This is a genomic window from Aeoliella straminimaris, assembly GCF_024054565.1.
Lineage (GTDB): Bacteria > Planctomycetota > Planctomycetia > Pirellulales > Lacipirellulaceae > Aeoliella > Aeoliella straminimaris.
Genome location: NZ_JAMXLR010000051.1, coordinates 207,547 through 230,383, shown reverse-complemented (window position 1 = coordinate 230,383; position 22,837 = coordinate 207,547). Strand labels below are relative to the sequence as shown.

Genomic DNA, 22,837 nt, shown 5'->3' with positions numbered 1-22,837 from the left:
CCAATGACCAATCGCATTGATCATTGTTCATTCGACCTCGGTCATTTCCTATAAGCATATTCCGTCGAGTTAATCAGCGACCACAACAGGTCTTCGTACGTCTCGGTGCGATTGTCCACCGACTTGGCGTAGGTGTGCACCTGCTCGAGTTCCTCGTCGGTCGGCTCCCGGCACAGGGTCCGCAGGAACAGTTCGCTGGTCAGCATGTCGTCGTCCTCGACGCTGGCGATCAGCTTGCCGAGCGAGGTGGGGCGTCGCCAGCTGCCGGCCGATAGCGAGCGGTTGATTTGCGGCTGGTTCATCATCGCCAGCGATTGGGGAATGCTGCTGGTGATCGTCTCCCGCGGGGCCGAGGGATCGAAGCCAAATGCCACGTTGAACCCGTCCCGCGGCGAGGTTTGACCGCCGTACACCCGGCCGCCGCCGCCCGTGACCATCGAGCGAATGGTCGCTTCGTCCAGTTCCAGCGTGGTGAGCAGCGAGTTAAACAGTTGATCGCCCCGCAGCGGCTGGGCCACATTGGCCGTGAAGGCCGGCTCGTCGGGCAAGCGGCGGGGGCGGCACTCGCGCCCGTATGCTTCGGTGCTGAGGATCACTCGCATCAGCCATTTGGGATCGTAACCGCTGGCGGCGAACTCCTGCGACAGGTACTCCACCGCCTTCGCGCCGTTCGGCGTGCGGTCGGGGCCCATGTCGTCGACCGGCTCGTAGAATCCTTCGCCCACCAGTTCGGCCCACATGCGATTGACGTAGGCCGTGGCAAACCAGGGGCTCTCGGTCATCCACTCGGCAACCGCCTCCCGCCGCTGGGCGTCGCGGGTGCCGATGGGCAGCTGGGCGCCGGTCAGGAAGAACTTTGGCTGCATCCGCTCCCCGATCGCCGACGGATCGTCGAGGTCGGGCATGTAGTGTTCGGCCGCGCCACGGCGGTTGAGGTTGTTGTTATTGCCCCGGCGGACATCGCGGCCGTTGTTGGCGATCACCTGAAAGCTCCGCTTGGTGGCCGAGTTCACCGGCCGCACCGCTGTGCGGGGAAAGAACGCCGCCAGTTCGTGAAACTGCTCGCGCTTCCAGCGATCGTAAGGATGGTCGTGGCACTGCGCGCACTGAATCTGGATGCCGAGGAAGATTCGCGAGAACTCGGCCGTGCTGTCTTCGGTCACACCGTCCTGCGCCATCAGAATGGCTGTCGCGCCATCCTCCCGCACGTCGCCGGTGGCGGTAATGAACTTCTGGGCGACTTCGTCCCAGCCGGTGCCACGGTTGAGCTCCTCGGTCAGCATAGTGACCAGCGGGTTGGAGACAATCACCGCCCGGTCTTCGATACGCCGCGACAGGATCACGTCCCGCCAGTACCGCGCCCAGTTCTGCCCGTATTGCTCGCTGGCCAAGAGGTCGCGAATCACCCGATTGCGCTTGTCGGGTGAGGGTTCCAGGAGGAAGGCCGTGGTATGCTCGGGCGAGGGAATGTCTCCCACCACATCGAGCCACACCCGGCGAAGGAACGTCGCATCGTCGACCGGCGGCGCGAGATCCGTGGAGTCGTCGAACAGCTCCTCGGCCAGCAACTGGTCGACTTGCCTGGCCACACGCTGAACGTTGGGTGCTGCGTCGGCGAACGACCCCACCAGCGCAGCACAAGCCAGGGCAACGAAATCGCGGAACATAGCGAGATTCCCCACAGGAAAAGCGAGGGTGCGGTTAGGAACAATCGGGTCCGCCCATTTGAGTACAGACTATCAAACCCCAGAGGTCCAGTCGTGGTTTCGCGGGGAAATTTGGCGGGTTTTTTGGGTGGCGCGGGGGTGGCTTTGGTTGCTGGCGGGGCGGGGTGATCATTGTGAGGGCTCGATGATGTTTTTGAGCATTCTTTCCAGTTCAAGCGAATATTGGTTTCTATGGACGCCCAATGCTATAATTAACGCATGATCCGAGCCTACGACGAAATCGTTGAATTCATTGCCGCCGGCACTACTCCGGAGTCGGTTGCGCGGTTTGAGTCTTCGCAAGCGACGAAGGACTACGTGGCGGACCTGATCCACAAGGAGAAAACGACTGGGCTGACTGCCGAAGAGTCTTCCGATCTGGACCACTTCATGAAGGTCGAGCACATCATGCGGCTCGCCAAAGCCCGCGCCGGCGCGCGTAGTTCGCAATGAAGCGGCTTCTCTGGATTCACTTGCTGAAGCGAATCACGCCAAACTTTCATTGGCGACTCACCTGTCCGGACACAGTTGATTCGATCGCCGTGGACTTCGTAGAGCGCAGGCTGCCGAAGTTGGATAGCCTGCGCGATTTGGACTTTGGCAATATCACGCGATGTGGAGATCCCTGGTTCGCATGGCGGCGGCGGATTTGCTTCCTCTACGGAGTTTCAAACCATTATCACAATCCAAGTGATCCAGTCGTACTGCGCGGCTGGAATCACAGACTGTGGCGAAACGAGCCTGGCTACGAGCCGGAGGCGCTGGTCGATCGAATCTTCGACGAGATGATTCAGCGACTTCAATTGAAGCTGGAGGACGTATCGGGTTAGGGGATCCACTAACTCTCTCTAGTCATGCCTCTCATCGAAGCCACCTCCACCACCGAAGCCTATCGCGAGCGCTGCGAAGGTTGCGCGTAAGAGGTATTCGATTTAGTACACCGCGGCCGAGTTGCGGTCTCGGTCACACGCCGGCTTATGGAGAATCTTCTCCTCGACCGCTGGATAGCGTTGCCAAGTCACCTGGGGTGGCGTTTGGGCTCGTACCTCGCCCGCACTTACCCCAGGCTACGATGTGAAACCCCTTCGGGGAACGATCTGATGCAGAGCTTCCCCCATTCGCTCAGATTCGCGGGCCACTTCCCGCGCGACCAACGGTCGCGGCTTTATACACTCAGTCCCCAATCGTCATTGGGTACTTCGTCATTCGTCATTCAATTACTAATCCGCCGCACTGGCCCCACAACATATCCCGGATGCTTCGCCATCGCCTGGTACGATGCGTCGCGGCTGTTGCGGGCGAAGCCGGTCACCCAGAGTGGTGGGCCGGGGTTGCCGGGCTGGGGGTACAGCGTGACTTCCCACATGCTGGTCACGCCGGCTTCGACGGCGGTGAGGCCGAGTTGCAACTCGGCGATGCGACGGCGATCCTGCGCGTCGCGTTGACGCTGGTACTCGGCGGCCTCGGTCTGCAGACGCAGCGCCTCGTGCTGGCGGGCGGCGTAGTCTTGCTTCTCATGGGCCGCCAGCCACGTTTCCCAGCCGGGCTGCAGGACTTCGAGGTCCTGTGGGCTGAACAGGAAGAAGGGAATGCCGTACTCGTCGCCGTTCTCCAATTCGAGCACCACGCCGTCGACGGTGAACGTCTGGGGCCGTCCTCCCCGCGAGGAGAGCCACGTCTCCAGCATGTCGGCATCATCGACCTTGTTGCCGGCGTGGCGGACGATGAGCGGAATGATCTTCTGATAGATGGGCGGCAGGTTCTGGTACGCTCGATCGTTAACGTACATGGTGCCGCGACTGCGTCGCAGGACGATCTCCTTGCGGCCGAAATCGACCAGGCGGCCGACCACTTCCATGCCATTGCTTAGCTTCCATCGCTGCATGGCGTCCGTGAGTTCCTTGGCCGAATCGACCGCTTCCTTGGTCTTCAGGTACTCTTTGTCCTGCTCCGAAAGCTTGTCGATCGGCACGGTGCCCAATTGCTTGTCGGAAGCCCGCTCGAGCACCACGTCCGACTCGTTGAACGCCACCAGGCTGGCGTCGATGGTGTACTTGCTGGATGCATCGGTCCAGGTGCGCACCTTGCCGGCTGTGGCCGAACTGGCGGCGGCAAGCGTCATGACAGCGACAACTAGGAGTGTGGCAGGCTTCATCGTCGAGGGGTCCTAGAGCGGGAGTGGTAGCAAGACCCTCTATTGTCGTGAGAATCCGGGCCGATTGCAAACGATTCCCAGCGGGTAGCGGCAAAAGCACCCTCCGGTGTCCACGACCGAGTCAGGTGGTGGGATCGACGGCGAGATCGCTGGTCATTGGGCACTTCGTCCTTCGTCCTTTTTCCACCTGATGAGTCTGCGTAAGCCGAGACTCGCCAGGCCCATCCTGCGAAGGGCGAACTTCGCTGCTTTTCGCCAAATTGCTGCTATATTTGATCAGCCAACTCCCAATCAGTTCAACCGCAGGAGGCCCCGACATGCCGATCAAACGCGATGGAGAGTACGTTACCTTTGGGCAACACCTGCAGGAGCAGCAGCAACGGTTTCCCAGTGCCTCGGGCCAGTTCTCGTGGCTGATGTCGGGCATCACACTGGCCACGAAGATGATTGCCTCGTACGTCCGTCGGGCTGGGCTGATCGACGTGTGGGGCGATGAAGGTTCGGTGAACGTCCAGGGCGAGGACGTCAAGAAGCTCGACATCATTGCCAACGAAGCCCTGAAACGGACACTCGGCTACCGCGGCAACGTCGGCATCATCGCCTCGGAAGAAGATAACGACCCCCGCGTGTTGCAGGACGTCGATCCCGAGGATTCGTACATCATCATGTTCGATCCGCTCGATGGTTCGTCGAACATCGATGTCAACGTGTCGGTCGGCACCATTTTCACCATCTTCCGCAACCCGCCCGAGGTGATTGGCGTGGAGAAGAGCGTGCTGCAGAAAGGTGTCGAGCAGGTGGCGGGAGGGTATGTGCTGTACGGTTCGTCGACGGTGCTGGTTTACACCTGCGGCAATGGCGTGCACCAGTTTACCCTCGATCCACAGTTCGGTGCGTACCTGCTGACGCGCGAGAACATCAAGATGCCCGAGTACTCGCGAACCTACTCGGTTAACGAGGCCTACCTGCATCGCTTCCCCGAGTCGTATCAAAAGTACTTGGAGTGGTCGAAGGACCCGGAGGGTGGCGGCTTTTCGTCGCGGTACGTCGGCTCGTTGGTGGCCGACTTCCATCGCATCCTGATCAAGGGTGGCATTTTCCTCTATCCCCCCACCGAAGCCCACCCCGGGGGCAAGCTGCGACTGATGTACGAGTGCAACCCGCTGGCGTTCATCGCCGAGCAGGCAGGCGGCATGGCCATCTGCGGTGAAGGGCAGCGGATCGTCGAGATCCAGCCCAAGGCCATTCACGATCGAACATCGCTGGTCATCGGCAGTCGCAAGAACGTAGAAGAGATGGCCACGTTCCTCAAATAGCTGACGCAACAAAAAACGCGGCGGCGAAACCCGGAGGTTCCGCCGCCGCGATAGTCTCCAATTATCAAGCGTTATCGCTTACGGGTGGTGGTGATCCCAGTGGCCGTCTTGATGCCAGTCGTAATGGCCGGGCTGCACGTGGAAGTGGTTGCCGTGCGGCACCAGTTGCGGAGGATGGTAGTCCCAGTGGCTGGTATCGTGCCAGCTATGGGCGCTGCCCCAACCCCAGCCACGATTCGAAGGATAGTAGGTGTTGTATCCGAACGAGCGGGCGTGACCGCGATGGAATCCACCACGGTGGGGATGGCCAACGTCGACGTGGATGCCGCCGGCACGGAAGTGCACGCCCCGGGCTTGGGCAGTGTCGGTCGAAGTACTTAAGAAGGTGAAGGCGACCAACGCGGCGGCGGGTACGATGATCTTGTACATAGTTTTGTCCTCAGGATAGGTGGGTCTCGCGGTCGGCGGCACTCTGTTGCCGCTCGTTGCTTACCTAGTAACGCGAAGAGGGTGCCAAAAGCTGAAGACAGCCAGGGAGAGAGCTGTAAGTGGCTTATATGCAATCACTTACAGCAAAGGCAGCGGTTGTGGCGCGCAGGGGTCGGCCCGTCGAAAATGTGATCAAATCGACTGCGCTGCAATCAAGATGACACGCATATCCGATATCGCCACCTCTTATACGCAGAGTTGGTGCGGCTGTTACGCCCCGGGGGTTTTCCGCGGTTGTTGATCTGCTTGACATTCGTCCCTGGTAGCCGGCCACCAAAGTACTACGTTGGATCCTACGGACCTGCAGCCGACAGGCATCCAGGGTAGTTCCGCAGCATCCCCCCATGATCCCCCTTACGATCAATTCCATCCGCAGACATCCAGCGACAAGGACCCATGAGTACCTCCGAGAATGACCAACGGTCTGAGCGCGATATTCAGCGCTGGATGAAATTGGCAACACGATTTGTGGGCTTTGTCTTGCTGGCGGCGTGGTCTGCCACAGCCGTTGGCATCATCTCTTCCGCGTACGCTGGCGAAGCGACGTCACCGACGACAAGTGCTACGTCTACTGCGGAGCGAGTGGATCTGTCGGGTACCTGGTCTGTCAGGCTCGACCCGCAGGATCGCGGAGCAGAGTCGCAGTGGTACCTCGGACCGCTGGACGGTGAGCCAATCGAATTGCCTGGAACAACCGACGAGAGGCATTTGGGCGAACCTTTGGACGTGGCCACCATGCGATACGCGGTCGATTACCCGTTCACCGCCATGGGGCCTGGAAAAGAGGAGTCGCGCATCGATCGCAAGGGGCACCTGGTTCGCCCCTGGATGTATCTGGGGCAGGCCTGGTATCAACGCACGATCACGGTTCCTGAAGCTCTGGCAGGCAAGCATTTCACGCTACGCCTGGAACGCGTGCTCTGGAAGTCGCAGGTCTGGCTGGATGATCGTCCCTTAGGCGATTGCGATTCGCTGGCCACGCCGCACGAATACGACCTGGGGGTGCTGGCGGCAGGCGAGTACCGGCTGACCGTCGCCGTGGATAATCGCAAGATCCACGACATCGAAGTGAATGGTCACTCCTACGGGCCGGAAACTCAGTCTCGCTGGAACGGTCTGGTTGGCGATCTGCAACTAGTCGCCCGCGACCCGGTCCATCTGCAGAACGTACGAATCGATGCGACCGGCCAGCAAGATTCGGTGCAGGTGCGCATCGACACCGTCAACGCCATCGATACCACTGCAGTCGGCACCGTGGCGGTTCGCATCGTCGACGCGTCAACGGGAAAGCAAGTTGGCAGTTCCACGACGGGCAAGCAGTCCATCGGCCCGGGGGAGCAGACGTTGGAGCTCGAAATTCCGCTGGAGACGCAGGTTTCCCGTTGGGATGAGTTTTCACCGAAGTTGTACACAGCGGTTGCAACCCTGGAGGCAACCGTCGGCTCCGAACCACAGCAGGACTCGTGGAGCGAGCCTTTTGGATTCAGGACCATTGCCCGCGATGGCAACGCACTGTACATCAATGGTCGCAAGCTTTTCCTGCGTGGCACCCTCGACTGCTGCGTGTTTCCCAGAACAGGATACCCGCCCACAAGTGTGGACGAATGGGAGCATTTGTTGGGTACGGTTCAGCAGTATGGTTTCAATCACGTTCGCTTCCACACGTGGTGTCCCCCGGAAGCGGCTTTCGTCGCGGCCGATCGACTGGGCGTGTATCTGCAGCCCGAAACGCTTTACTGGGATCGGGACTTTGGCAGCGACGAAGACGTCGTTGACTTCGTTCGTCGCGAAATACGTCGCATCTGCGACGCTTATGGGAATCATCCCTCTTTCGTACTCTTCTGCATCGGCAACGAGTTCAACGGCCAGGTGGATTGGCAGCAGGTCGATCAAATCGTGGCCGACGCCAAGTCGACTGACCCGCGACGACTCTACAGCGGTTCGACAGCGCGGAAGTCGATAGCGGCCGATGACTTTTGGGTCACTCACTCCACGGGCAAGGCCGGCACGCGCGGGATTGGACCGAACCGTACCGACTGGGATTTTTCCGAGGCGGCCCAGACGACAAGCCAGCCGCTCATCGCCCACGAGACGGGACAACGCCCGGTGTTTCCGGACTATGAGGAGTTGCTGCCCAAGTTCGATGGTCCGCTGCGTCCCTATAACTATGAGCGTTTGCGCGAAGAGGCACGCGCCGCCGGACTTACCGATCGGTTCAAAGACTTCGAGCGGGCCTCGGCACGCTTTCAACTTGTGCAATACAAAGCCGAACACGAAGCGATGTTGCGAACCCCCAGCTACGCCGGCTACCAATTGCTGATGCTGGGCGACTTTCCCGGCCAGGCGGAGGCCCTGGTTGGCATCCTCGATCCCTTTTTTGAGGAGAAAGGGATCGTCACCGCCGAAGAGGTCCGCGCCTGGAATAGCCCGACGGTGCCGCTCGCCCGATTCGCGCAGTACGAGTGGTCCAGCGACGAGACTCTTTCGGCCGATCTGGAGGTGGCGCACTATGGACCTCACGATCTGGTTGACCCGGAGGTTCGCTGGTCGATTCGTGATGCTGGGGGGCGAGTCATCGCCGAGGAACGTCTGGTGGTGCCACGCATCGAGACGGGCACCGTGACTTCACTGGGGGCGATTCGTGTTCCGCTGAGTCAAATTGGTTCGGCAGAAAGGTTGACGCTACGTATCGCCGTAGGCGACGCGGTGAACTCCTGGCCGCTCTGGGTGTATCCCGCGGCCGAGTCGACCGAAGAGCCTGAGGGGCTGATCATCGCCACACAGTTCGACAAGAACGTGGAGCAAGCGCTGCAGAAGGGTGGTCGGGTGCTGCTGGTCCAGGGAGAGCGCAACCACCATAACGGTGAGAGTGGATTCTTTTCACAGTACTGGTCGGGTGGATGGTGGGGCAATCGGTTCAGCCACCTCGGATTGGTGTGCGATTCAAACCATCCGGCATTGTCGCTGTTTCCCAATGACGGATACAGTGATTGGCAGTGGTACGATCTGTTTCAGCGGAATGTTACTTGGGATCTGACCGAGGTAGCCCCGTCCATCGAGCCGGTCTTGCAACTTGTCAGCGATTTCCACCACAACCGTAACCTGGCACAGGTGTTCGAAGCACGGATTGGTAGTGGCCGGTTGCTGGCATGTGGATACGATTTGACGCACCATCTCGAGCACCGCCATGCAGCCCGCCAGCTACGTCGCTCGCTGATCGAGTACTGCCAAAGTGAGCGGTTCGACCCCAACGATGAATTGGACCTTGCCACTGCTCGCGAGCTGTTCCAGGAGCCCTGGATGCGACGACTCCAGCCGCAAGTCGCAGCCTGCGACAGCGAAGCGTCTGGCCATGAAGCGCGGCTGGCGGTAGACGGAGACCCGAAAACCTTCTGGCATACCCCCTGGCAGGGCCACGTTTCAGATATGCCCCATTCCTTTGAGATAGAGCTGAACGAACCGGCTGACATCTCGGGCATTCGGTTATTGGGCCGGCAGGATGGCAACCAGGGGGGCCGCACCAAGGAGTTCGCTGTTTATGTCAGCTCGGACGGCGAAACCTGGCAAGGTCCGATTGTGACCGGAGAGATGACCGACGACCAGAACGCGCAAGAGTTCGCCACCGACGAAGTGACGACCCGCTACATTCGCTTCGAAGCCCATTCGTCCCACGAGGGCAAACCTTGGGCGTCGCTGGCCGAACTCGAACTGCTGCCAGTCGCCGCCCAACGCGAATGATCGGCTCCAAGTGCAGCAAATTGAGCAGCACGCGAAGAGAGCGGGTTGGACGGATCGTTACGGTGCCGGGACCAGCGATAGGTCCCATACCATCGCGTCGCCACGATGGGTTCCGCCGACGAGTTTCGAGCTGTCGGGCGTGAAGCGCAGACAGGACAGGCGGAAATCTACAACGGGAAACGCCCACAACAGTTCGCCGTCGTTCGCGCTGTAGATCGCAAGGGTCACATCGCCGCCAGCTTCGCTGGGGCTACGCTGCTCGATGGCGATGAGCTTGCCGTCGGGCGAGATGCTGCCGTGATCGACGTAGTCGAACCCCGTGCTCTGCTCCCAGCGAACTTCGCCCGATAGGGTATCGACCAGAGCGATGGAACTCTTTTGTTGCAGCGTTTGCAAACCGCCTATGTTAACGTTGAGATGGGGGCGCGTTAGATAGCTGAACACGGCAAGGGTGCCGGCCGCGTTCGCCGTGGCGGCCTGGATCGAGGTATTGGGTCTTGGCGTTGCCAGTTGTGTGGACGTTGGATCTGTGGCGGGCTCGATCGGCAACCGAGTGAACTTGCCATTGTCGTCGAGCAAGCGAACGGTTTGTGCGCCTTCCGAGAACCCCAACCCCACGGCACATCCAGATTGACGATTGAAAGCACGACCGGAAAGACCATTGAATTTGTGCAACACCTGACCCGAGTCGAGCTTTAGCACCTCTACTCGATCGACCAGCTCATCACCGGCGGAACTAGTGACTAAACCTGCGGCGAGTGCCATGGTCGCACCATCGCGAGAGACTGTTGCGGCCACCACGCGCGGTTCGACTTCTTGCCCCCAAACCTTCTCGCCGCTGGCAAGATCGCACACCAGCACCTCGCCGAAAAAGCCTCGATTCTCTTCACGGCCCTTGCCGGCGATGACGAGCTTCGTGCCATCGGGCGTGTACTCCAGGCACCGCACCCAGCCTTTGGTGCCGGGCAGTTCGCGGAGGAACTCTCCCGTCTCGGTGTTCCACTCCAGCACACGTCCCTCATCACTGCCCGTGACCGTTGTCTTGCCGTCGGGCGCCGTGGCGAGTGAAATAATGTGGCCTTTGTGGCCGTGATAATTGTCGTGAAGTTGTTTTCCCGATTTCAAGTCGATCAGCACGATCGCATCGTTTCGCAGGTGGGCAGCTAGCGAACCGTCCGGCTGTACCGACAAACCACCGCCACGGGTGAACTGATGATTGGCTGGTTGTGGCCAGCGCGATTCGATCTCGCCGCTGTTCGCACTCAGCACAAACAGACCTTCGTAGCCGACGTAGACGAACGATTCGCCCCCCGGCAAAGGCGCCGTCTTTGGTTCCTGACCGTGTGGTTCCGGGGCTGCAAACGCCGCTTCTTCCTCACCAGTCTCCAGGCTAAAGCGTTTCAGTGTTGAACGCCTTTCGACAATCGACCTGTAGGTGTTGGGTAACCTCTTGATCGCGAAACGATAGCCGGCGGTGAATACCGATTTGCCATCGCTAGTAAACCAGACAGAGGAGACACCCCCGAGAAATGGTCTCTTGATGACTCTTATTGGCTCATCCAGTTCGATGTCCCATAGAGTGATCGTGCGGGTGGTAGCGAATACCAGCTGTTTGCCATCCGGTGAAAAGTCGAGTGGGCAGTCGTCCAGGATTAAAGTTCCCACGTCGATGGTGCTCAGTGGCTTGCCATCGGACAGATTCCATCGTCTCACCGTCGAATAAATTTGGCCATCCGCGGTCGCCACGGTTTTGCCTTCGAGCCGATTTAGTAGTCTCGCCCGCGGATCAACGCCGCCACCCGCGGTCGCCACGGTCTTGTGGTCAGGAGAGAAAGCGATCGAGAAGGTCCTGCCCCCATGCTCTTCGGCGCTCCACACCACTTCGCGGCTCGCGGTGTCCCAGACCCACACCTCGCCACGCTCGCCTGTGGCCACCAGGTACTTGCCGTCGGGCGAGTACCGCACGGCCATGATCCACTCGCCAACCGGATCGGTTTTGTAAGGCTCCAATGGCTCAGCGGTTGCGACGTCCCATACCGACACGAGCGGAGTGTGACCACAGGCGACAAGCTGCTTGCCATCGGGCGAGAAGCAGAGCGCATTCGGATTGTTCACCCGCAGCCGCACGGTGCCCATCCGCGCCACGACGCCCACCGGCAGAGGATCGCCATACAAATCCACATCCGCAGGCTGCTGCTCGGTCGGCTCGGCGGCGGCCAATCTACCCAGCATCCATACAACGACAATCCCTACCGCGACGATTCGCCTCATCTCAGCCCCCTGGATTTGGATGGAACGGTCTGTCTGTTGGAACCCTTTTTGTCGGGGGTGTCGGTTGCTATTCCGCGAACCGTGATCTCTTCACCGTGATCCGCTGCTCGATGTCACTTAGGATGTTGGCGATTTCTTTAAGGTCCGTATCAATTACCTCCCCCTCAAGGCCCTTAAGAAGTATCTTGGTATCGAGCCCGCAGGTATCAACTAGTGCTTCGATGTCGCCTTCGTAGATGCGAACCTTCGCAAAGTTTCCCTGTCGATAAAGCGAAGGCAGGGCGAACAGCTTCAACAGCACCAGTCCTTCAGGCGTAGTGCAGCGGACTTTTCGGTCGGCGAAGGTCTGTACCGTGCTGTGGCTTTGGGCGATGCGGGAAAAGAACTGCTTGGCAGTAAGCAGGGCATCTACCTGTAATTGGCCGAACTTTGCTCGGAGAAAATCGTTGTTTTCGTCTTCAATAGACAGTTCCGGTAGTTGCCCCACGGCTTCGCGAGAAAGCAGCAAGTCAATGTCCTGAGTGTTTCGCCCTTCCACATAGGCCAGCATGGCAATGCCACCGGCCACAACGTAGTCGACCTTCCGTTCGTCAAGCAGATCGAACAGTTTACCCACCGAGGCGAATAAGTCGCTAAGGTCCATCTGTCGCATCCGCTCGTTGTTCTTGGGATCGAAAGCAAACCCCAGGGCAATCGTTTCAGCTATGTGAGGCGAGGAAGCAGCCATGGTACTATTCTACCACCTAAGAATCCTCCTGTGTCTTCTAAACCCCCGCGAACTTTCGCAGGTCCTCCTCAAACTCCGAGAGCCGTGCGTCGAGCGTGCTTTTTGTGTCTTCCAGGTCGTGCAGCATCTCGGCCGGAGTGTAGGCGAACATGTAGAACTTGATTTTCGGCTCGGTGCCGCTGGGACGGCAGGCGATGTAGTTGCCGTCGGCCGATAGCTCCAGAATCACCAGGTCGCCCTTCGGCTCGGGCAGCGGCTCGGTTGTGCCGTTCTTCTTGGTGGTGATGTTCTGCAGGTAATCGCGGCGCTGCACCACGTCGAAGCCGCCGATCGTTTCCGGCGGGTTCGACCGAAATGCCGCCATCACTTCCTTCATGCGGGCCATGCCATCGCTGCCGGGCATCATGACCGAGATGGTCTTCTCGGCATGCACGCCATGCTGCCAGAACAGGTCGTCCAGCTTCTCGTGCAGCGTTTTGCCCTCCGACTTGAGCTTGGCGGCCAGTTCGCATGCCAGCATCGAAGCCACCGCACCATCCTTGTCGCGAACGTGCGTGCCCGACATATAGCCGTGCGATTCTTCGGTTCCGTACAGGAAGTTTTCCGGCCCGCCGGCGTCGATCGCCTGGGCGATCCACTTGAAGCCGACCAGCAGGTCGCTCACGGTTTTGATGTTGTAGCTGGTGCCAATGCGCTCGATCAGCTTGGTGGTCACGAGCGTCGTTACCTGAAACTTCTCGGGCGTGAGCTTCCGCGTCTCGCAGACGTAGTCGGACAGCAGCGCGCCAATCTGGTTGCCCGTAAGAGTCCGCCAGTCGCTGCCCGCTTCCAGCGTCAACGGCGCGGCCAGGCCGATGCGGTCGCAATCGGGGTCGGTCGCCAGGCAGAGGTCCGCGCCCGTGTTCATGGCATGGCCGATGATGGCGTCGAACACCTGCGGGTTCTCGGGGTTGGATACATGCCCTGGCACGTTCGGGAAGTCGCCACTCGGCTCGGACTGCAGGGCGAACACCTCGACGTTCTCAAAACCATCGCGCTCGAGCGCCGGCACGACGCAGGTCGCCCCCACGCCATGCAGCGGCGAGTACAACACCTTCAGGTCGCGAGGGCCGGGCGTGGCTTGTTGCAGCACCGCATCGATGAACGCGCGATCGACTTCCTCTTCGCACCGCACGATTTGTCCTGCCTTCTCGGCTTCGTCGAAATCGGCCCGGCGGATCTCTTGCGTGTTCATCACCCGATCGATGATACCCTTGTCATGCGGCGGCAATACCTGCGCGCCACTCGACCAGTACACCTTCACTGCGTTGTCGCTGGGCGGGTTGTGGCTCGCGGTGACCATGATGCCGCACGAGCAGTTTTTGTAACGCACGGTAAACGACAGCTCGGGCGTGCTGCGATAGCCGCTCAGGAAGTACACCTTGAAGCCGGCCGCTACCATGATTTCCGCACACAGCCGAGCGAAGTCCTCCGAGCGGTGACGGGTGTCTCGGGCGATGGCGCACGACAGGTCGGCTCCTTCGCCCAGCGTTTCCTTCACGTAGTCGGCCAGGCCTTGGGCGCTCTCGCCAATGGTGCGGTCGTTAATGGCGTTGGAGCCGATCGGGTACATCCGCCCCCGGCGGCCACCCGTGCCGAAGGGAATGATTGTCCAGAATGCATCGTCCAGGGCCTGCCACTTCTCGTCCTTGATGTGCTCGGCCACTTGGTCGGCGTAGTCGGCGTACTTCGGCTCGGTAAGCCACTCGCGGATATGCGTGGCGGCAGTCGGCGTGATTTTTTCGGCTTTCGTGGCGGACTCGATGGCGTCGAGCAGGGCTTGGTCGGACATAGGAATCGTGAGTGCGAGGATAGGAGTTTGAGTAGTTGGCCGCTGAATCGTAGGCTATCACAGGTCCGGCGGTTGAACTAGCGGGACGGCCGCACTCCCCGGCGATTTCAGGGTTCTGCTACAATTTCTCGCTCTCCAATCAGTCTCAATCCGGTTCGCCCTTGCCATGCCCATACGCCCCCACGTGTTGCTCGAAACGAATTACCGCCGGCTCCGCGAGGAGCCACCGAACGTGGCGGTGCTGCCATGGGGGGCGACCGAGGCGCACAACTATCATCTGCCCTATGGCACCGATGTGATGGAGGCCACGCACATCGCCGAGCGCGGAGCGTCGCTGGCCGGAGGCCAAGGGGGCAAAGTGATTGTGTTGCCGACCATTCCGTTTGGCAACGATAGCCAGCAACTCGACCAGGTGGCGACCATCAGCATCTCGACCACCACGGCGCTGGCCATCTTGCGCGACGTTTGCCATTCGCTTACTACCCAGGGCATTGATCGGCTGGTGATCGTCAACGCTCACGGTGGCAACCAGTTTCAGCCAATGGTTCGCGATCTGATGGCGGAGTTTCCCCTGCTGATCGTGGTGGCGAACTTCTTCCAGCTCGCGCCCGAGGTGCATCAGTCGGTGTTCGACGAGCCGGGGGATCACGCCGACGAGATGGAAACGAGTTTGCTGCTGCACCTCGAACCGGAACTCGTGGAGTTGGAGCACGCCGGTTCAGGCGAACGGCGTCCGTTCGACATCGCCGCGCTCCGCCGGCCGGGCGTGTGGACACCCCGGCCGTGGGCGCATTGCCATCCCGATACCGGTAGCGGCGATCCCTCGCGGGCCACGGCTGAAAAAGGTCAGCAGTACTTCGCGGCGGTCACCCAAGCGTTGGCCGACGTGCTTGCCGACCTGTCCAAAGCCAGCAAGGGCGACCTGCCGTACGTTTGAAGCGAGGCTTACTCCGCGGCCTGCGTCACCAGGATGGTGTCGATTGCCTCGGCGGCGCCGGCGGGTAGTTTTACCTGCAGATTGCCATCGTCGCCCCGTTGGTGAGGTACTTCGTCTTCGGAGCCGAACAGCGTGAGGTCGCCGACCGCGAGGTCCGCAGTCCCCGCGAGCGTGACCCAACCTTCCTCGCCCGCTTCGGGGGCCTGCAGGATGTGTACGTAGATCGCGTCGCCCTTGGTAGTGGTGACGCCCCACTCCTGCAGTCCAACGGAGCCGCCGCGGGTGCCGTAGATGCTGTCGCCATACTCGTCGAGCCACTCGCCCATCTCGGTGAGTCGGGCGACGAACTCCGGTTGGATGGTGCCGTCGGGCTTGGGACCGACGTTCAGCAGCAGGTTGGCGTTTTGCCCGGCGGCCTTCACCAGGTAGTGCACCAGGTCTTTCTTGCTTTTGATTTTCTTGTCATTCGCGTTGTAGCCCCACGAACCATTGATCGTGTCGCACGACTCGAGCGGCAGATCGCCAATCGTCGAGTCCTTGCTGTGGCCCGACTTGTTCTGTCCGGGCAGATCGCGCTCGAACATCTGAAAGTCTTCGCCAGGGAACGGCGCAACATGGTGATTGTTGCCGATCATGCATCCCGGCTGCAGCGAGTGAATCAGACCGTAGGTTTTGTCCAACCGCCAGTCGACTTTGGTGGTCTGGGGATCTTCGGCCTCGTAGTCTCGCTGGTCCCACCAACCATCGAACCAGATGCCGGCCACATCGCCATAGTCGCCGACTAGCAGCTCGGCGAGCTGCGCGTCCATGTAGTTCAGGTACTTGTCAAAATCGCCTTCGTCCGGCCGGCCCAGGTTCTGTCCAGTACGACCGCGGGGATAGTAGTCGGGATGACTCCAGTCGAGGTGCGAGTGGTAGAAGAACAACTTCATGTCCTGTTTCTCGCACTCCTCAGCCAGCGGCTTGAGCAGGTCCTTGCCGTACGGCGTGGCGTCCACCACGTCCCAGTCGGTCACCTTCGAGTCCCACAGGGCGAAGCCGTCGTGATGCTTCGACGTGATGGTGATGTACTTCGCGCCCGCCTTCTTGAACAAGGCGACCCACTCGGCCGGATCGTACTCGGTGGGATTGAACTTCTCGGCAACCGGCTTGTAGTCCTCGACCTTGATCTTTTCGTTGTTCATCACCCACTCGCCGCGCCCGAGCTCGCTGTAGACGCCCCAATGAATGAAGATGCCGAACTTGTCGTCCTGAAAGGCCTCGCGGTTCTCCAGATTCTCCGGCGCTGGGGTGTACTGGGCCTCTTCCGCCTGAGCAGGGTAGGGGAGCAGTACGCCGAGTGTGAGTAGACCGAAGAGAAAGCCGCCAAGAGCGAGTGAAGCGAAGTGCCTGTGCATGAGTGGGAATCTCGTTGTTAGTGAATTGGTACCGCTGTAACAAGTTCCCACAAGTATACCTTCGGCACCGGCGGAGTGCCAAAGTATCAAACAAGCATTGGGTGGCTGGGGTCGAGCTCCGCGAGCCCCCAGTAATCAATAGGTCTCGGGGCTCGCAGGACTCGACCCCAGTCACCCCCAAGCAATTACAACGTTTAACTGGATATCAGTACCAGTTGTCGACTTTTACGTCCCGCGGTGCCGGTTTTCCGGTGCCGGTTTCCACCAACTCGCGGAGACTCAACAGGAACGTGGCCCACTTCATGGTGCAGTGCGCCATGTGCTCGGACAGTTCTGACCAGCCGCGGTGGGCAAACAGCACGATCGTCTGCCCGTCCTGCTCGCTGAGCGTGAACGAGATTTCGGTCTTCAGCCAGTCGTCGGGTCCTTCCACGCACCGCCAGGCGACCTTGGTGTTGGGTGTGAGGCTCTCGACCTGCATGCCCATCTCGCCTTTGAGTTCCCCCTCGCCGGTGCGGAAGGTGAATACGATCACCCCGCCAGGCTCGCTGTCGCCAGCAACCTCTTGGGTCCACCAACCGGCGAGCCCGTCGAGTGTGGCGAGCGCCTCGTAGACCTTGCTGGGCGGGGCTTTAATACCGATGCGTTGGACGATGTCGGCCATGAGATTGCTCCGGAAAACAGAGTGAAGAAAATAGTCTCGAAAATAGATTGCAAAATGCAAGTGAAGTCAATCTAGCGAGGTCGATTGCAGATTGCAAGTGGAAAAGTTAGAGTTGATCTATGAAGCGACAAAAAAAGAAGCTCCGGTCCCACTGCCCGGTGAACTACGGTCTCGAGGCGTTCGGCGACCGGTGGGCGCTACTCATCCTCCGCGACATTATCTTTCGCGGCAAACGGACCTACGGCGAGTTCCTCAAGAGCGAGGAAGGCTGGTCGACGAACATCCTGGCCGCACGACTCGACCATCTGGTAGAGCAAGGCATCCTCGAGCGCGAAGGCGACGAGACCGACGGCCGCAAAGGCATCTACACGCTCACCCAGAAGGGCCTCGACCTGGTGCCAGTGGTGTTCGAGATGATGCTCTGGAGCGCAAAGTACGACAGCCAGTCGCAAGCCCAACGTATCCCGCGACTGATGGAACTGATCCGCAAAGACAACCGCAAGATCAGCAAGCGGGCGATCGAGCAAGTCGCCCGTGGGGAGGGGATCGTGGGGGAGTACTTGGAGTAAGGGGCTCTACGGTGGCCGAAAGGTGTCTCACGCAGAGACGCAGAGACGCGGAGGAATTTGCCGTTACTCGAGATACTTGACCAACTCGTTATCGTGGTCTAGCACAGTCGCAATTGCCTCACTTGCGTCGTAGCCTTCTTCTGCATGGACGGCTTCATGGTAGATGCGATAGAGCGGTCCATTTGGTCCATCATTCGAATTAATGAAGTACGGATCGCCGGTGCCCATTTCGCAATTTCCAACCGGCACGTAGCCGTCGGCGAGCACGGCAATTCCGGGGTAGAAATCTCCTGCTTCTTGCTTTGATTCGTTGGGAGTCATGAATGTCAGTTCGGCACCAAGGCCAGACATGTCGACGTCTTCGGGAACGGAGGCCATCTTTCCCGTCAGTGAGTACTGATCCAAGAAGCTCTGCCAGTAAGCTGGAAACATTGAACCGGTCCTCCTCCGCGTCTTTGCGTCTCTGCGTGACACAACAACAGTCTTAAGCAGGTAGAGTCAATTAATCCGGCAGGATCAACTCATCCAGATACAACTCCTGCAGCTCGAACAACCTCCGGCCGACATCCTCCCAAGGCGCGAGCGAAAACTCCTGACGCAGCGACTCGAGTATCTCCTGCTGGCGCGGCGTGGTTGCCTCAGGTTCTTCGATCCTGCGAACGGTCTCGGCCGGCTGGGTGGCGAGCTCGACCAGTACTCCGTAGCCGACCTGGCAGCCCAGGCAGAGGAACTCATCAAGCGACTGGCCCACGATCGTCCAGCAGTTCTCTGCACACTCTGGAGCGATCAGCACAACGGGCCAGGTGCCGTCCTCGGCAACGAACTGGCCGAAGTGCGCTCCGTCGATGCCGGTCGCCGCGAACACGCCGACTTCTGGTGGGTCGCACCAATAGTTCCACTCGCGCTTGGTCGGCTCGAGCGTGATCTCGGCGAGTAGCTCTGCCGCGGCTTTGTCGTCGCCCCCAGCTTGGCGGGCGGCCCACTCGTGCAACTGTTCGACGGTAACTTCCATAGAGACCTATCTGAAATCAGGTGTGACTTGGCTCATCGATTGGCAGAAGAACTGGATCGAGCCGTGTTTACTCATCCCACCGCGCAAAAAGAAAGCCGGCGATTGCTCGCCGGCTTTTCGTTTCACAGTCGTCCACCTGTCTTAGACAGGTCGGACCTGCTCGGCGCGAGGACCCTTGGGACCCATGCCTTCGACGTACGTCACTTGCTGGCCTTCCCGTAGTTCGTCGAAGCGCACTTCTTCGACGTTAGACGAGTGGAAGAACAGGTCCTTTGACGTTCCCGTGTCGATGAATCCAAATCCCTTGTCCGTCAAACGCTTAATTGTACCTTCTGCCATCAACCTCAACCTCAAACTCAAAAATTGAAAAAGTGGTGCCAAGCCACGATTAACAAAACTTCGTGGCCGCACAACGCGACAGTCTACCACAACCGGGGCGCCCAGCCGACTGGTAGGCGGCGTTTTCCTGGCGGGCGAAGGGAGAACTCCGCCCAAGCGGATTTTATAGGAGTTTTCTGCAAATTGGGCCGCGGGACCCGGCTGCATTGCTATCAAGCGAAGCAAATATTGTGGAGCGATTTCGGGCGAATTTGCCAGTTTTTGCCCCTGCCACGGGGCGGCAGATCGCAGCGGTGCGGGTGCCTGGTTTCACTCTGCTGGCAGGAATACGTTGGTCAGGACCCACCGGCCGCTCACGATCAGATACAGACCGATAACAAAGGAGACCACCGACGAGGCGAACCACCCATACACGTAAGGGTCCGGCGAGGGGTCGTAGCCGTCTTGGACAAGCTGCCACAGTTCGATGGCTCCGAAAATGCTGCTGCCAACAAGGCCAATCAGCCCTTCAGCCAGAAGCATCACGCCCAGCAGCCGCAGGCCGAGTTGTGCGTACCTCGCCATATCTTTTGGCGTAGCATCGCGTGGGGGTGTAGCTTCCGCAGGCGGCTCGCTTTCGGCGGGGGACGAATACGGATTCTCGTCCATCGTTATTTCCCTTGAGGCAGTGACGAAGCCCAAGCCGATGCCAGTTTAACCAACTGCCGCCGCGGCTGCACACTTGTGGCGGGAGCGGGTGCCAACAAAAAAACGGCCGAACCAGCGAGTGGTTCGGCCGTTTTGAATGGTCTCGAAGTAGCGTTCGGCCAGCGATTAACGCTTGGAGAACTGCGTACCGCGGCGGGCACCGTGCAGACCGGGCTTCTTGCGTTCCTTCATACGCGAGTCGCGTGTGAGGAACTCGCCTTCGCGGAGCTTCTCGTGCAGGTCGCTGTCGTACTTCATCAGCGCCCGACCGATGCCTTGCATGCAAGCACCAGCCTGGCCGGTGTTGCCACCGCCGTGCACGCGGATCACGACGTCCACGCTATCGCGGAGTTCGCAGCTATCCAGCGGAGCTACTACGGCGTTGCGGTCCTGCGGGACGGGGAAGTACTCGTCCAGCTCGCGCTTGTTGATGGTGATCTTGCCCGAACCGGGACGAATGCGAACGCGGGCGACCGAGGTCTTGCGGCGGCCGGTGCCCAGTGCGTCGATGACTTTGGTATCTGCCATGGGAAGGGATCAGGGGTCAGGATTCGGGGGTCAGGGAGGCATCCATGTTGCGATGCCCGTGTTTTGTCAAACGAATCTTTTCGGGTAGTAATCTCGACAAACGTCTGAACTATCGAGGCGTCTTGCGATCACGATCCGAGAAGTTCGGCTTGACCAGATACTAGACGGCCAGTTCCACCTTTTCGGGGCTCTGGGCCTGGTGCGGGTGCTGGTCGCCCTCGTAAATCTTCAGCTTGTCCAGCATCTGCTTGGCCAGCTTGTTTTTGGGCAACATCCGGCGGACCGCTTCGCGGAGCACGCGTTCGGGATGCCGATCGAGCTGATCGCTGGCGGAGATCGAACGCTGGCGGGGGTAACCGGTGTACCAGGTGTATTTCTTCTGTTCCCACTTCTTGCCGGTGAACTTCACTTTTTCGCAGTTCACCACGACGACGAAGTCGCCAGTATCGACGTGGGGCGTGTAGGTCGGGCGGTGCTTGCCCATCAGGCGGACGGCGATGTCGCTCGCCAGGCGGCCCACCACCTTGTCGGTGGCATCCACCAGCAGCCACTTCTGCTCGACGTCGGCCGGCTTAGCCATATAAGTTTTCATCGCGGACACTCAAATCTACGCGGAATATCGACGGGCGCTCCCTGCTTGGAAGCGCGAAATAGGCGAAGTCCCGGAGAATACCACTTCTGGCTCGAGCCGGCAAGGGGCTGCGGAGGCCTCGTAAGCTAGAGAACCGGGCCCAGTGCATCGAGCCCGTCCGCACTGCCGGAATCGCCCTCGGAGCTCGGTTTTTCGTCCTGGATTGGCTCCAACGCCTCGTCCGACTCGCCGTCGGGGGCCGCAGTGAGCGACGACTCCGGCGGGGCCAAATTGGGCGTGGAATCACTGGTTTCGGGCGAGTTTTGCGGCTGGTCCTGCTCCGATTCCGGCGACAGGTACAGCGCCAGTGCCGCATCGGTCGCTGCGGGGCTGGTTTCCGCTGGCGAGCTGGCTGCCGCCACCGCCGCCGGTGGGGTCGAGAGGCCGAAGTTCGCCTTCCACACCTGGTAGTCGCCTGAGTCGATGCGGCCGTTGCCGTTGCCGTCGGCACCCGCGTAGGCCGCGGCCGCCGCACCCAGGTGGTTTCGCCACACCACGTAGTCGGCCAGATCGACCTGGCCATCGGTGTTGTAGTCGCCAGGCAGGATGGGCGGCGGCTGGAACTCCACCGCGCCGATGTCGATCACCGCATCCATTCCGCCGGTCGAGTCCGCCACGCGCACGAAGCCAACGCCCCGTTGGTCGAACGAATTGGCATCGGGCTCGATCGCCGGATCGCCCGCGTCGACCGCCGGGCTGTCGGCCTGTGGCAAGTGGGTCGGGGTGGGACCGCCGTTGTCGGTTAGCGGTCCGAGCTTCGGATCGACGTCGATCAGGTTGAACTGGCTGGTGGCCGCCAGGTCGCCCGACAGGTTGGCGTCGTTTCCCGTGGCGGTGTTGCCTGCCACGATGGTGCCACGGATGTCGGCCGCCGCCACGTTGTTGATGCCACCGCCATAGCCGGCTTCGTTCAGCGTGATGGTGCTGCCGGTGATGGTTAGCGTCTGCAGGCTGTAGATGCCGCCGCCGACGTAGCTCGCGACATTCCCCGACACCGTGCTTTGAATCAGGTTGGCCGAGTATTGGCTGTAGATGCCAGCGCCGCGGCTGGCGGCCATGTTGCCCGACACCGTGCTGCGCAGTACCGACAGGTCGCTGTTGTTGTACACGCCACCCCCGTCCACGGCCGAGTTGCCGGCCACGGTGCTGCGGATCACGCTGGTCGACAGGGTGTTGCGAATGCCACCGCCGGTCGCCGTAGCGGAGTTGCCGGTAATCGAGCTTTCGACCACCGCCAGTTGACCGCTGTTGTAGATGCCACCACCGGTGGTGGCCGTGTTGCCAGTGACGATGCTGTCGGTGAGGGTCAGGTTCTCGCGATTGTAGATGCCGCCCCCCGCACCTTCCCGCGATGCGGTGCTGGGATCGCCGCCGGTGATGGTGAGGCCACTGATGTTCACCGCCAGGCTGGTGGCCTCGCTGCCGTTGTCGATGGTGAGCACGCGGAAGCCGTCGCCAGGTTCTGCGGTCAATCCACCGCCTGCGTCGATCTTCATCAGGTCGGCGCCGGGACCTTCCATCGTGACGGAGTACCGGATGGTCGGCAGTGCGCTGTTTAGTTCGATGGTGCCACCCCACGTCGCCTCGACAAACCGGATGACATCGTGTGTCGGCTGTAGGTTGGCGAGGTCGATCGCCTCGCGCAGGGACGTCATTCCGTCGGCGTCGTTATCGCTGTCTTGCAACGTGGTGACCGGAATCGTGGCCAGCAGATGGCGCGCTTCGAGCGGCTCGACCGCCAATGGTCGCGGGCCGGCGGCGATGGATTTGCGCGAGTGCGTTCGACGAGCTTGCATACGACTACGATGCGGTACCAATGGAGTTCCCCTTCCCAGGCGCT

At 60.4% G+C, this 22,837-nt stretch carries 21 protein-coding genes; 6 read left to right on the top strand and 15 right to left on the bottom strand.

Annotated elements, in window-relative coordinates; all coding sequences use genetic code 11:
* Nucleotides 1–41 precede the first annotated feature (41 nt).
* Nucleotides 42–1,667, bottom strand: coding sequence for a DUF1549 domain-containing protein (locus NG895_RS14695; RefSeq protein WP_252853267.1), 1,626 nt, complete (start codon nt 1,665–1,667; stop codon nt 42–44).
* A gap of 258 nt (nt 1,668–1,925) precedes the next feature.
* Here NG895_RS14695 and NG895_RS14690 point away from each other — a divergent pair, with 258 nt between their 5' ends.
* Entirely contained in the window at nt 1,926–2,159 is a 234-nt protein-coding gene (locus NG895_RS14690) for a hypothetical protein (protein WP_252853266.1), read from the top strand.
* Nucleotides 2,156–2,536, top strand: a complete 381-nt coding sequence (locus NG895_RS14685) for a hypothetical protein (protein WP_252853265.1) — start codon at nt 2,156–2,158, stop codon at nt 2,534–2,536. Before NG895_RS14690 ends, NG895_RS14685 begins: the two co-directional genes overlap by 4 nt.
* Before the next feature lie 383 nt (nt 2,537–2,919).
* On the opposite strand, the gene NG895_RS14680 is transcribed toward NG895_RS14685, so the two are convergent.
* Entirely contained in the window at nt 2,920–3,861 is a 942-nt protein-coding gene (locus NG895_RS14680; protein ID WP_252853264.1) for an SHD1 domain-containing protein, read from the bottom strand.
* Nucleotides 3,862–4,178: 317 nt separating this feature from the next.
* On the opposite strand from NG895_RS14680, the gene fbp reads away from it, so the two are divergent.
* The gene (fbp, locus tag NG895_RS14675) at nt 4,179–5,177 is read left to right on the top strand and encodes a class 1 fructose-bisphosphatase (RefSeq protein ID WP_252853263.1); all 999 of its coding nucleotides are present in this window, start codon (nt 4,179–4,181) and stop codon (nt 5,175–5,177) included.
* Between the two features lie 78 nt (nt 5,178–5,255).
* Here fbp and NG895_RS14670 read toward each other — a convergent pair whose 3' ends face one another.
* On the bottom strand, nt 5,256–5,606 hold the full coding sequence (locus NG895_RS14670) for a hypothetical protein (RefSeq protein WP_252853262.1): 351 nt from the start codon (nt 5,604–5,606) through the stop codon (nt 5,256–5,258).
* Between the two features lie 456 nt (nt 5,607–6,062).
* On the opposite strand from NG895_RS14670, the gene NG895_RS14665 reads away from it, so the two are divergent.
* Nucleotides 6,063–9,404 (top strand): discoidin domain-containing protein, encoded by a 3,342-nt coding sequence (locus NG895_RS14665; RefSeq protein ID WP_252853261.1) that lies wholly within the window; start codon nt 6,063–6,065, stop codon nt 9,402–9,404.
* A 57-nt stretch (nt 9,405–9,461) separates the two neighbouring features.
* Here NG895_RS14665 and NG895_RS14660 read toward each other — a convergent pair whose 3' ends face one another.
* From NG895_RS14660 to NG895_RS14650, 3 genes are all read right to left on the bottom strand, one after another.
* The gene (locus tag NG895_RS14660; protein WP_252853260.1) at nt 9,462–11,675 is read right to left on the bottom strand and encodes a WD40 repeat domain-containing protein; all 2,214 of its coding nucleotides are present in this window, start codon (nt 11,673–11,675) and stop codon (nt 9,462–9,464) included.
* Nucleotides 11,676–11,742: 67 nt separating this feature from the next.
* Entirely contained in the window at nt 11,743–12,402 is a 660-nt protein-coding gene (locus tag NG895_RS14655) for a hypothetical protein (protein WP_252853259.1), read from the bottom strand.
* 37 nt (nt 12,403–12,439) lie between these two features.
* Nucleotides 12,440–14,233 (bottom strand): phospho-sugar mutase, encoded by a 1,794-nt coding sequence (locus NG895_RS14650; RefSeq protein WP_252853258.1) that lies wholly within the window; start codon nt 14,231–14,233, stop codon nt 12,440–12,442.
* 166 nt (nt 14,234–14,399) lie between these two features.
* Between NG895_RS14650 and NG895_RS14645 the strand changes: the two genes are divergently transcribed.
* Entirely contained in the window at nt 14,400–15,170 is a 771-nt protein-coding gene (locus NG895_RS14645; RefSeq protein WP_252853257.1) for a creatininase family protein, read from the top strand.
* Between the two features lie 8 nt (nt 15,171–15,178).
* Here NG895_RS14645 and NG895_RS14640 read toward each other — a convergent pair whose 3' ends face one another.
* Both NG895_RS14640 and NG895_RS14635 read right to left on the bottom strand, forming a co-directional pair.
* Entirely contained in the window at nt 15,179–16,567 is a 1,389-nt protein-coding gene (locus tag NG895_RS14640) for an alpha-L-fucosidase (protein WP_252853256.1), read from the bottom strand.
* A gap of 205 nt (nt 16,568–16,772) precedes the next feature.
* A complete protein-coding gene (locus tag NG895_RS14635; RefSeq protein ID WP_252853255.1) occupies nt 16,773–17,231 on the bottom strand; it encodes an SRPBCC family protein in 459 nt (152 codons plus the stop codon).
* A 119-nt stretch (nt 17,232–17,350) separates the two neighbouring features.
* On the opposite strand from NG895_RS14635, the gene NG895_RS14630 reads away from it, so the two are divergent.
* The gene (locus NG895_RS14630) at nt 17,351–17,800 is read left to right on the top strand and encodes a winged helix-turn-helix transcriptional regulator (RefSeq protein ID WP_252853254.1); all 450 of its coding nucleotides are present in this window, start codon (nt 17,351–17,353) and stop codon (nt 17,798–17,800) included.
* Between the two features lie 63 nt (nt 17,801–17,863).
* Here NG895_RS14630 and NG895_RS14625 read toward each other — a convergent pair whose 3' ends face one another.
* From NG895_RS14625 to NG895_RS14595, 7 genes are all read right to left on the bottom strand, one after another.
* Complete coding sequence (locus NG895_RS14625; RefSeq protein ID WP_252853253.1) at nt 17,864–18,232, bottom strand: hypothetical protein; 369 nt, start codon at nt 18,230–18,232, stop codon at nt 17,864–17,866.
* A 70-nt stretch (nt 18,233–18,302) separates the two neighbouring features.
* Nucleotides 18,303–18,812, bottom strand: a complete 510-nt coding sequence (locus NG895_RS14620; protein ID WP_252853252.1) for a hypothetical protein — start codon at nt 18,810–18,812, stop codon at nt 18,303–18,305.
* A gap of 141 nt (nt 18,813–18,953) precedes the next feature.
* Nucleotides 18,954–19,151 carry a cold-shock protein gene (locus NG895_RS14615; RefSeq protein ID WP_252853251.1) on the bottom strand — a complete coding sequence of 66 codons (198 nt, stop codon included), beginning with the start codon at nt 19,149–19,151 and terminating at the stop codon, nt 18,954–18,956.
* Nucleotides 19,152–19,460: 309 nt separating this feature from the next.
* Nucleotides 19,461–19,799 carry a hypothetical protein gene (locus tag NG895_RS14610; RefSeq protein ID WP_252853250.1) on the bottom strand — a complete coding sequence of 113 codons (339 nt, stop codon included), beginning with the start codon at nt 19,797–19,799 and terminating at the stop codon, nt 19,461–19,463.
* A gap of 165 nt (nt 19,800–19,964) precedes the next feature.
* On the bottom strand, nt 19,965–20,366 hold the full coding sequence (gene rpsI, locus NG895_RS14605; protein ID WP_252853249.1) for a 30S ribosomal protein S9: 402 nt from the start codon (nt 20,364–20,366) through the stop codon (nt 19,965–19,967).
* A 160-nt stretch (nt 20,367–20,526) separates the two neighbouring features.
* Entirely contained in the window at nt 20,527–20,967 is a 441-nt protein-coding gene (gene rplM / locus NG895_RS14600; protein WP_252853248.1) for a 50S ribosomal protein L13, read from the bottom strand.
* 116 nt (nt 20,968–21,083) lie between these two features.
* Entirely contained in the window at nt 21,084–22,793 is a 1,710-nt protein-coding gene (locus NG895_RS14595; protein WP_252853247.1) for a choice-of-anchor Q domain-containing protein, read from the bottom strand.
* Nucleotides 22,794–22,837 lie beyond the last annotated feature (44 nt).

Bases quoted from the DNA above. Each gene is read 5' to 3' on its own strand.
- NG895_RS14695 (WP_252853267.1), bottom strand. From the start codon at position 1,667: ATGTTCCGCGATTTCGTTGCCCTGGCTTGTGCTGCGCTGGTGGGGTCG.
- NG895_RS14690 (WP_252853266.1), top strand. From the start codon at position 1,926: ATGATCCGAGCCTACGACGAAATCGTTGAATTCATTGCCGCCGGCACT.
- NG895_RS14685 (WP_252853265.1), top strand. From the start codon at position 2,156: ATGAAGCGGCTTCTCTGGATTCACTTGCTGAAGCGAATCACGCCAAAC.
- NG895_RS14680 (WP_252853264.1), bottom strand. From the start codon at position 3,861: ATGAAGCCTGCCACACTCCTAGTTGTCGCTGTCATGACGCTTGCCGCC.
- fbp (WP_252853263.1), top strand. From the start codon at position 4,179: ATGCCGATCAAACGCGATGGAGAGTACGTTACCTTTGGGCAACACCTG.
- NG895_RS14670 (WP_252853262.1), bottom strand. From the start codon at position 5,606: ATGTACAAGATCATCGTACCCGCCGCCGCGTTGGTCGCCTTCACCTTC.
- NG895_RS14665 (WP_252853261.1), top strand. From the start codon at position 6,063: ATGAGTACCTCCGAGAATGACCAACGGTCTGAGCGCGATATTCAGCGC.
- NG895_RS14660 (WP_252853260.1), bottom strand. From the start codon at position 11,675: ATGAGGCGAATCGTCGCGGTAGGGATTGTCGTTGTATGGATGCTGGGT.
- NG895_RS14655 (WP_252853259.1), bottom strand. From the start codon at position 12,402: ATGGCTGCTTCCTCGCCTCACATAGCTGAAACGATTGCCCTGGGGTTT.
- NG895_RS14650 (WP_252853258.1), bottom strand. From the start codon at position 14,233: ATGTCCGACCAAGCCCTGCTCGACGCCATCGAGTCCGCCACGAAAGCC.
- NG895_RS14645 (WP_252853257.1), top strand. From the start codon at position 14,400: ATGCCCATACGCCCCCACGTGTTGCTCGAAACGAATTACCGCCGGCTC.
- NG895_RS14640 (WP_252853256.1), bottom strand. From the start codon at position 16,567: ATGCACAGGCACTTCGCTTCACTCGCTCTTGGCGGCTTTCTCTTCGGT.
- NG895_RS14635 (WP_252853255.1), bottom strand. From the start codon at position 17,231: ATGGCCGACATCGTCCAACGCATCGGTATTAAAGCCCCGCCCAGCAAG.
- NG895_RS14630 (WP_252853254.1), top strand. From the start codon at position 17,351: ATGAAGCGACAAAAAAAGAAGCTCCGGTCCCACTGCCCGGTGAACTAC.
- NG895_RS14625 (WP_252853253.1), bottom strand. From the start codon at position 18,232: ATGTTTCCAGCTTACTGGCAGAGCTTCTTGGATCAGTACTCACTGACG.
- NG895_RS14620 (WP_252853252.1), bottom strand. From the start codon at position 18,812: ATGGAAGTTACCGTCGAACAGTTGCACGAGTGGGCCGCCCGCCAAGCT.
- NG895_RS14615 (WP_252853251.1), bottom strand. From the start codon at position 19,151: ATGGCAGAAGGTACAATTAAGCGTTTGACGGACAAGGGATTTGGATTC.
- NG895_RS14610 (WP_252853250.1), bottom strand. From the start codon at position 19,799: ATGGACGAGAATCCGTATTCGTCCCCCGCCGAAAGCGAGCCGCCTGCG.
- rpsI (WP_252853249.1), bottom strand. From the start codon at position 20,366: ATGGCAGATACCAAAGTCATCGACGCACTGGGCACCGGCCGCCGCAAG.
- NG895_RS14595 (WP_252853247.1), bottom strand. From the start codon at position 22,793: ATGCAAGCTCGTCGAACGCACTCGCGCAAATCCATCGCCGCCGGCCCG.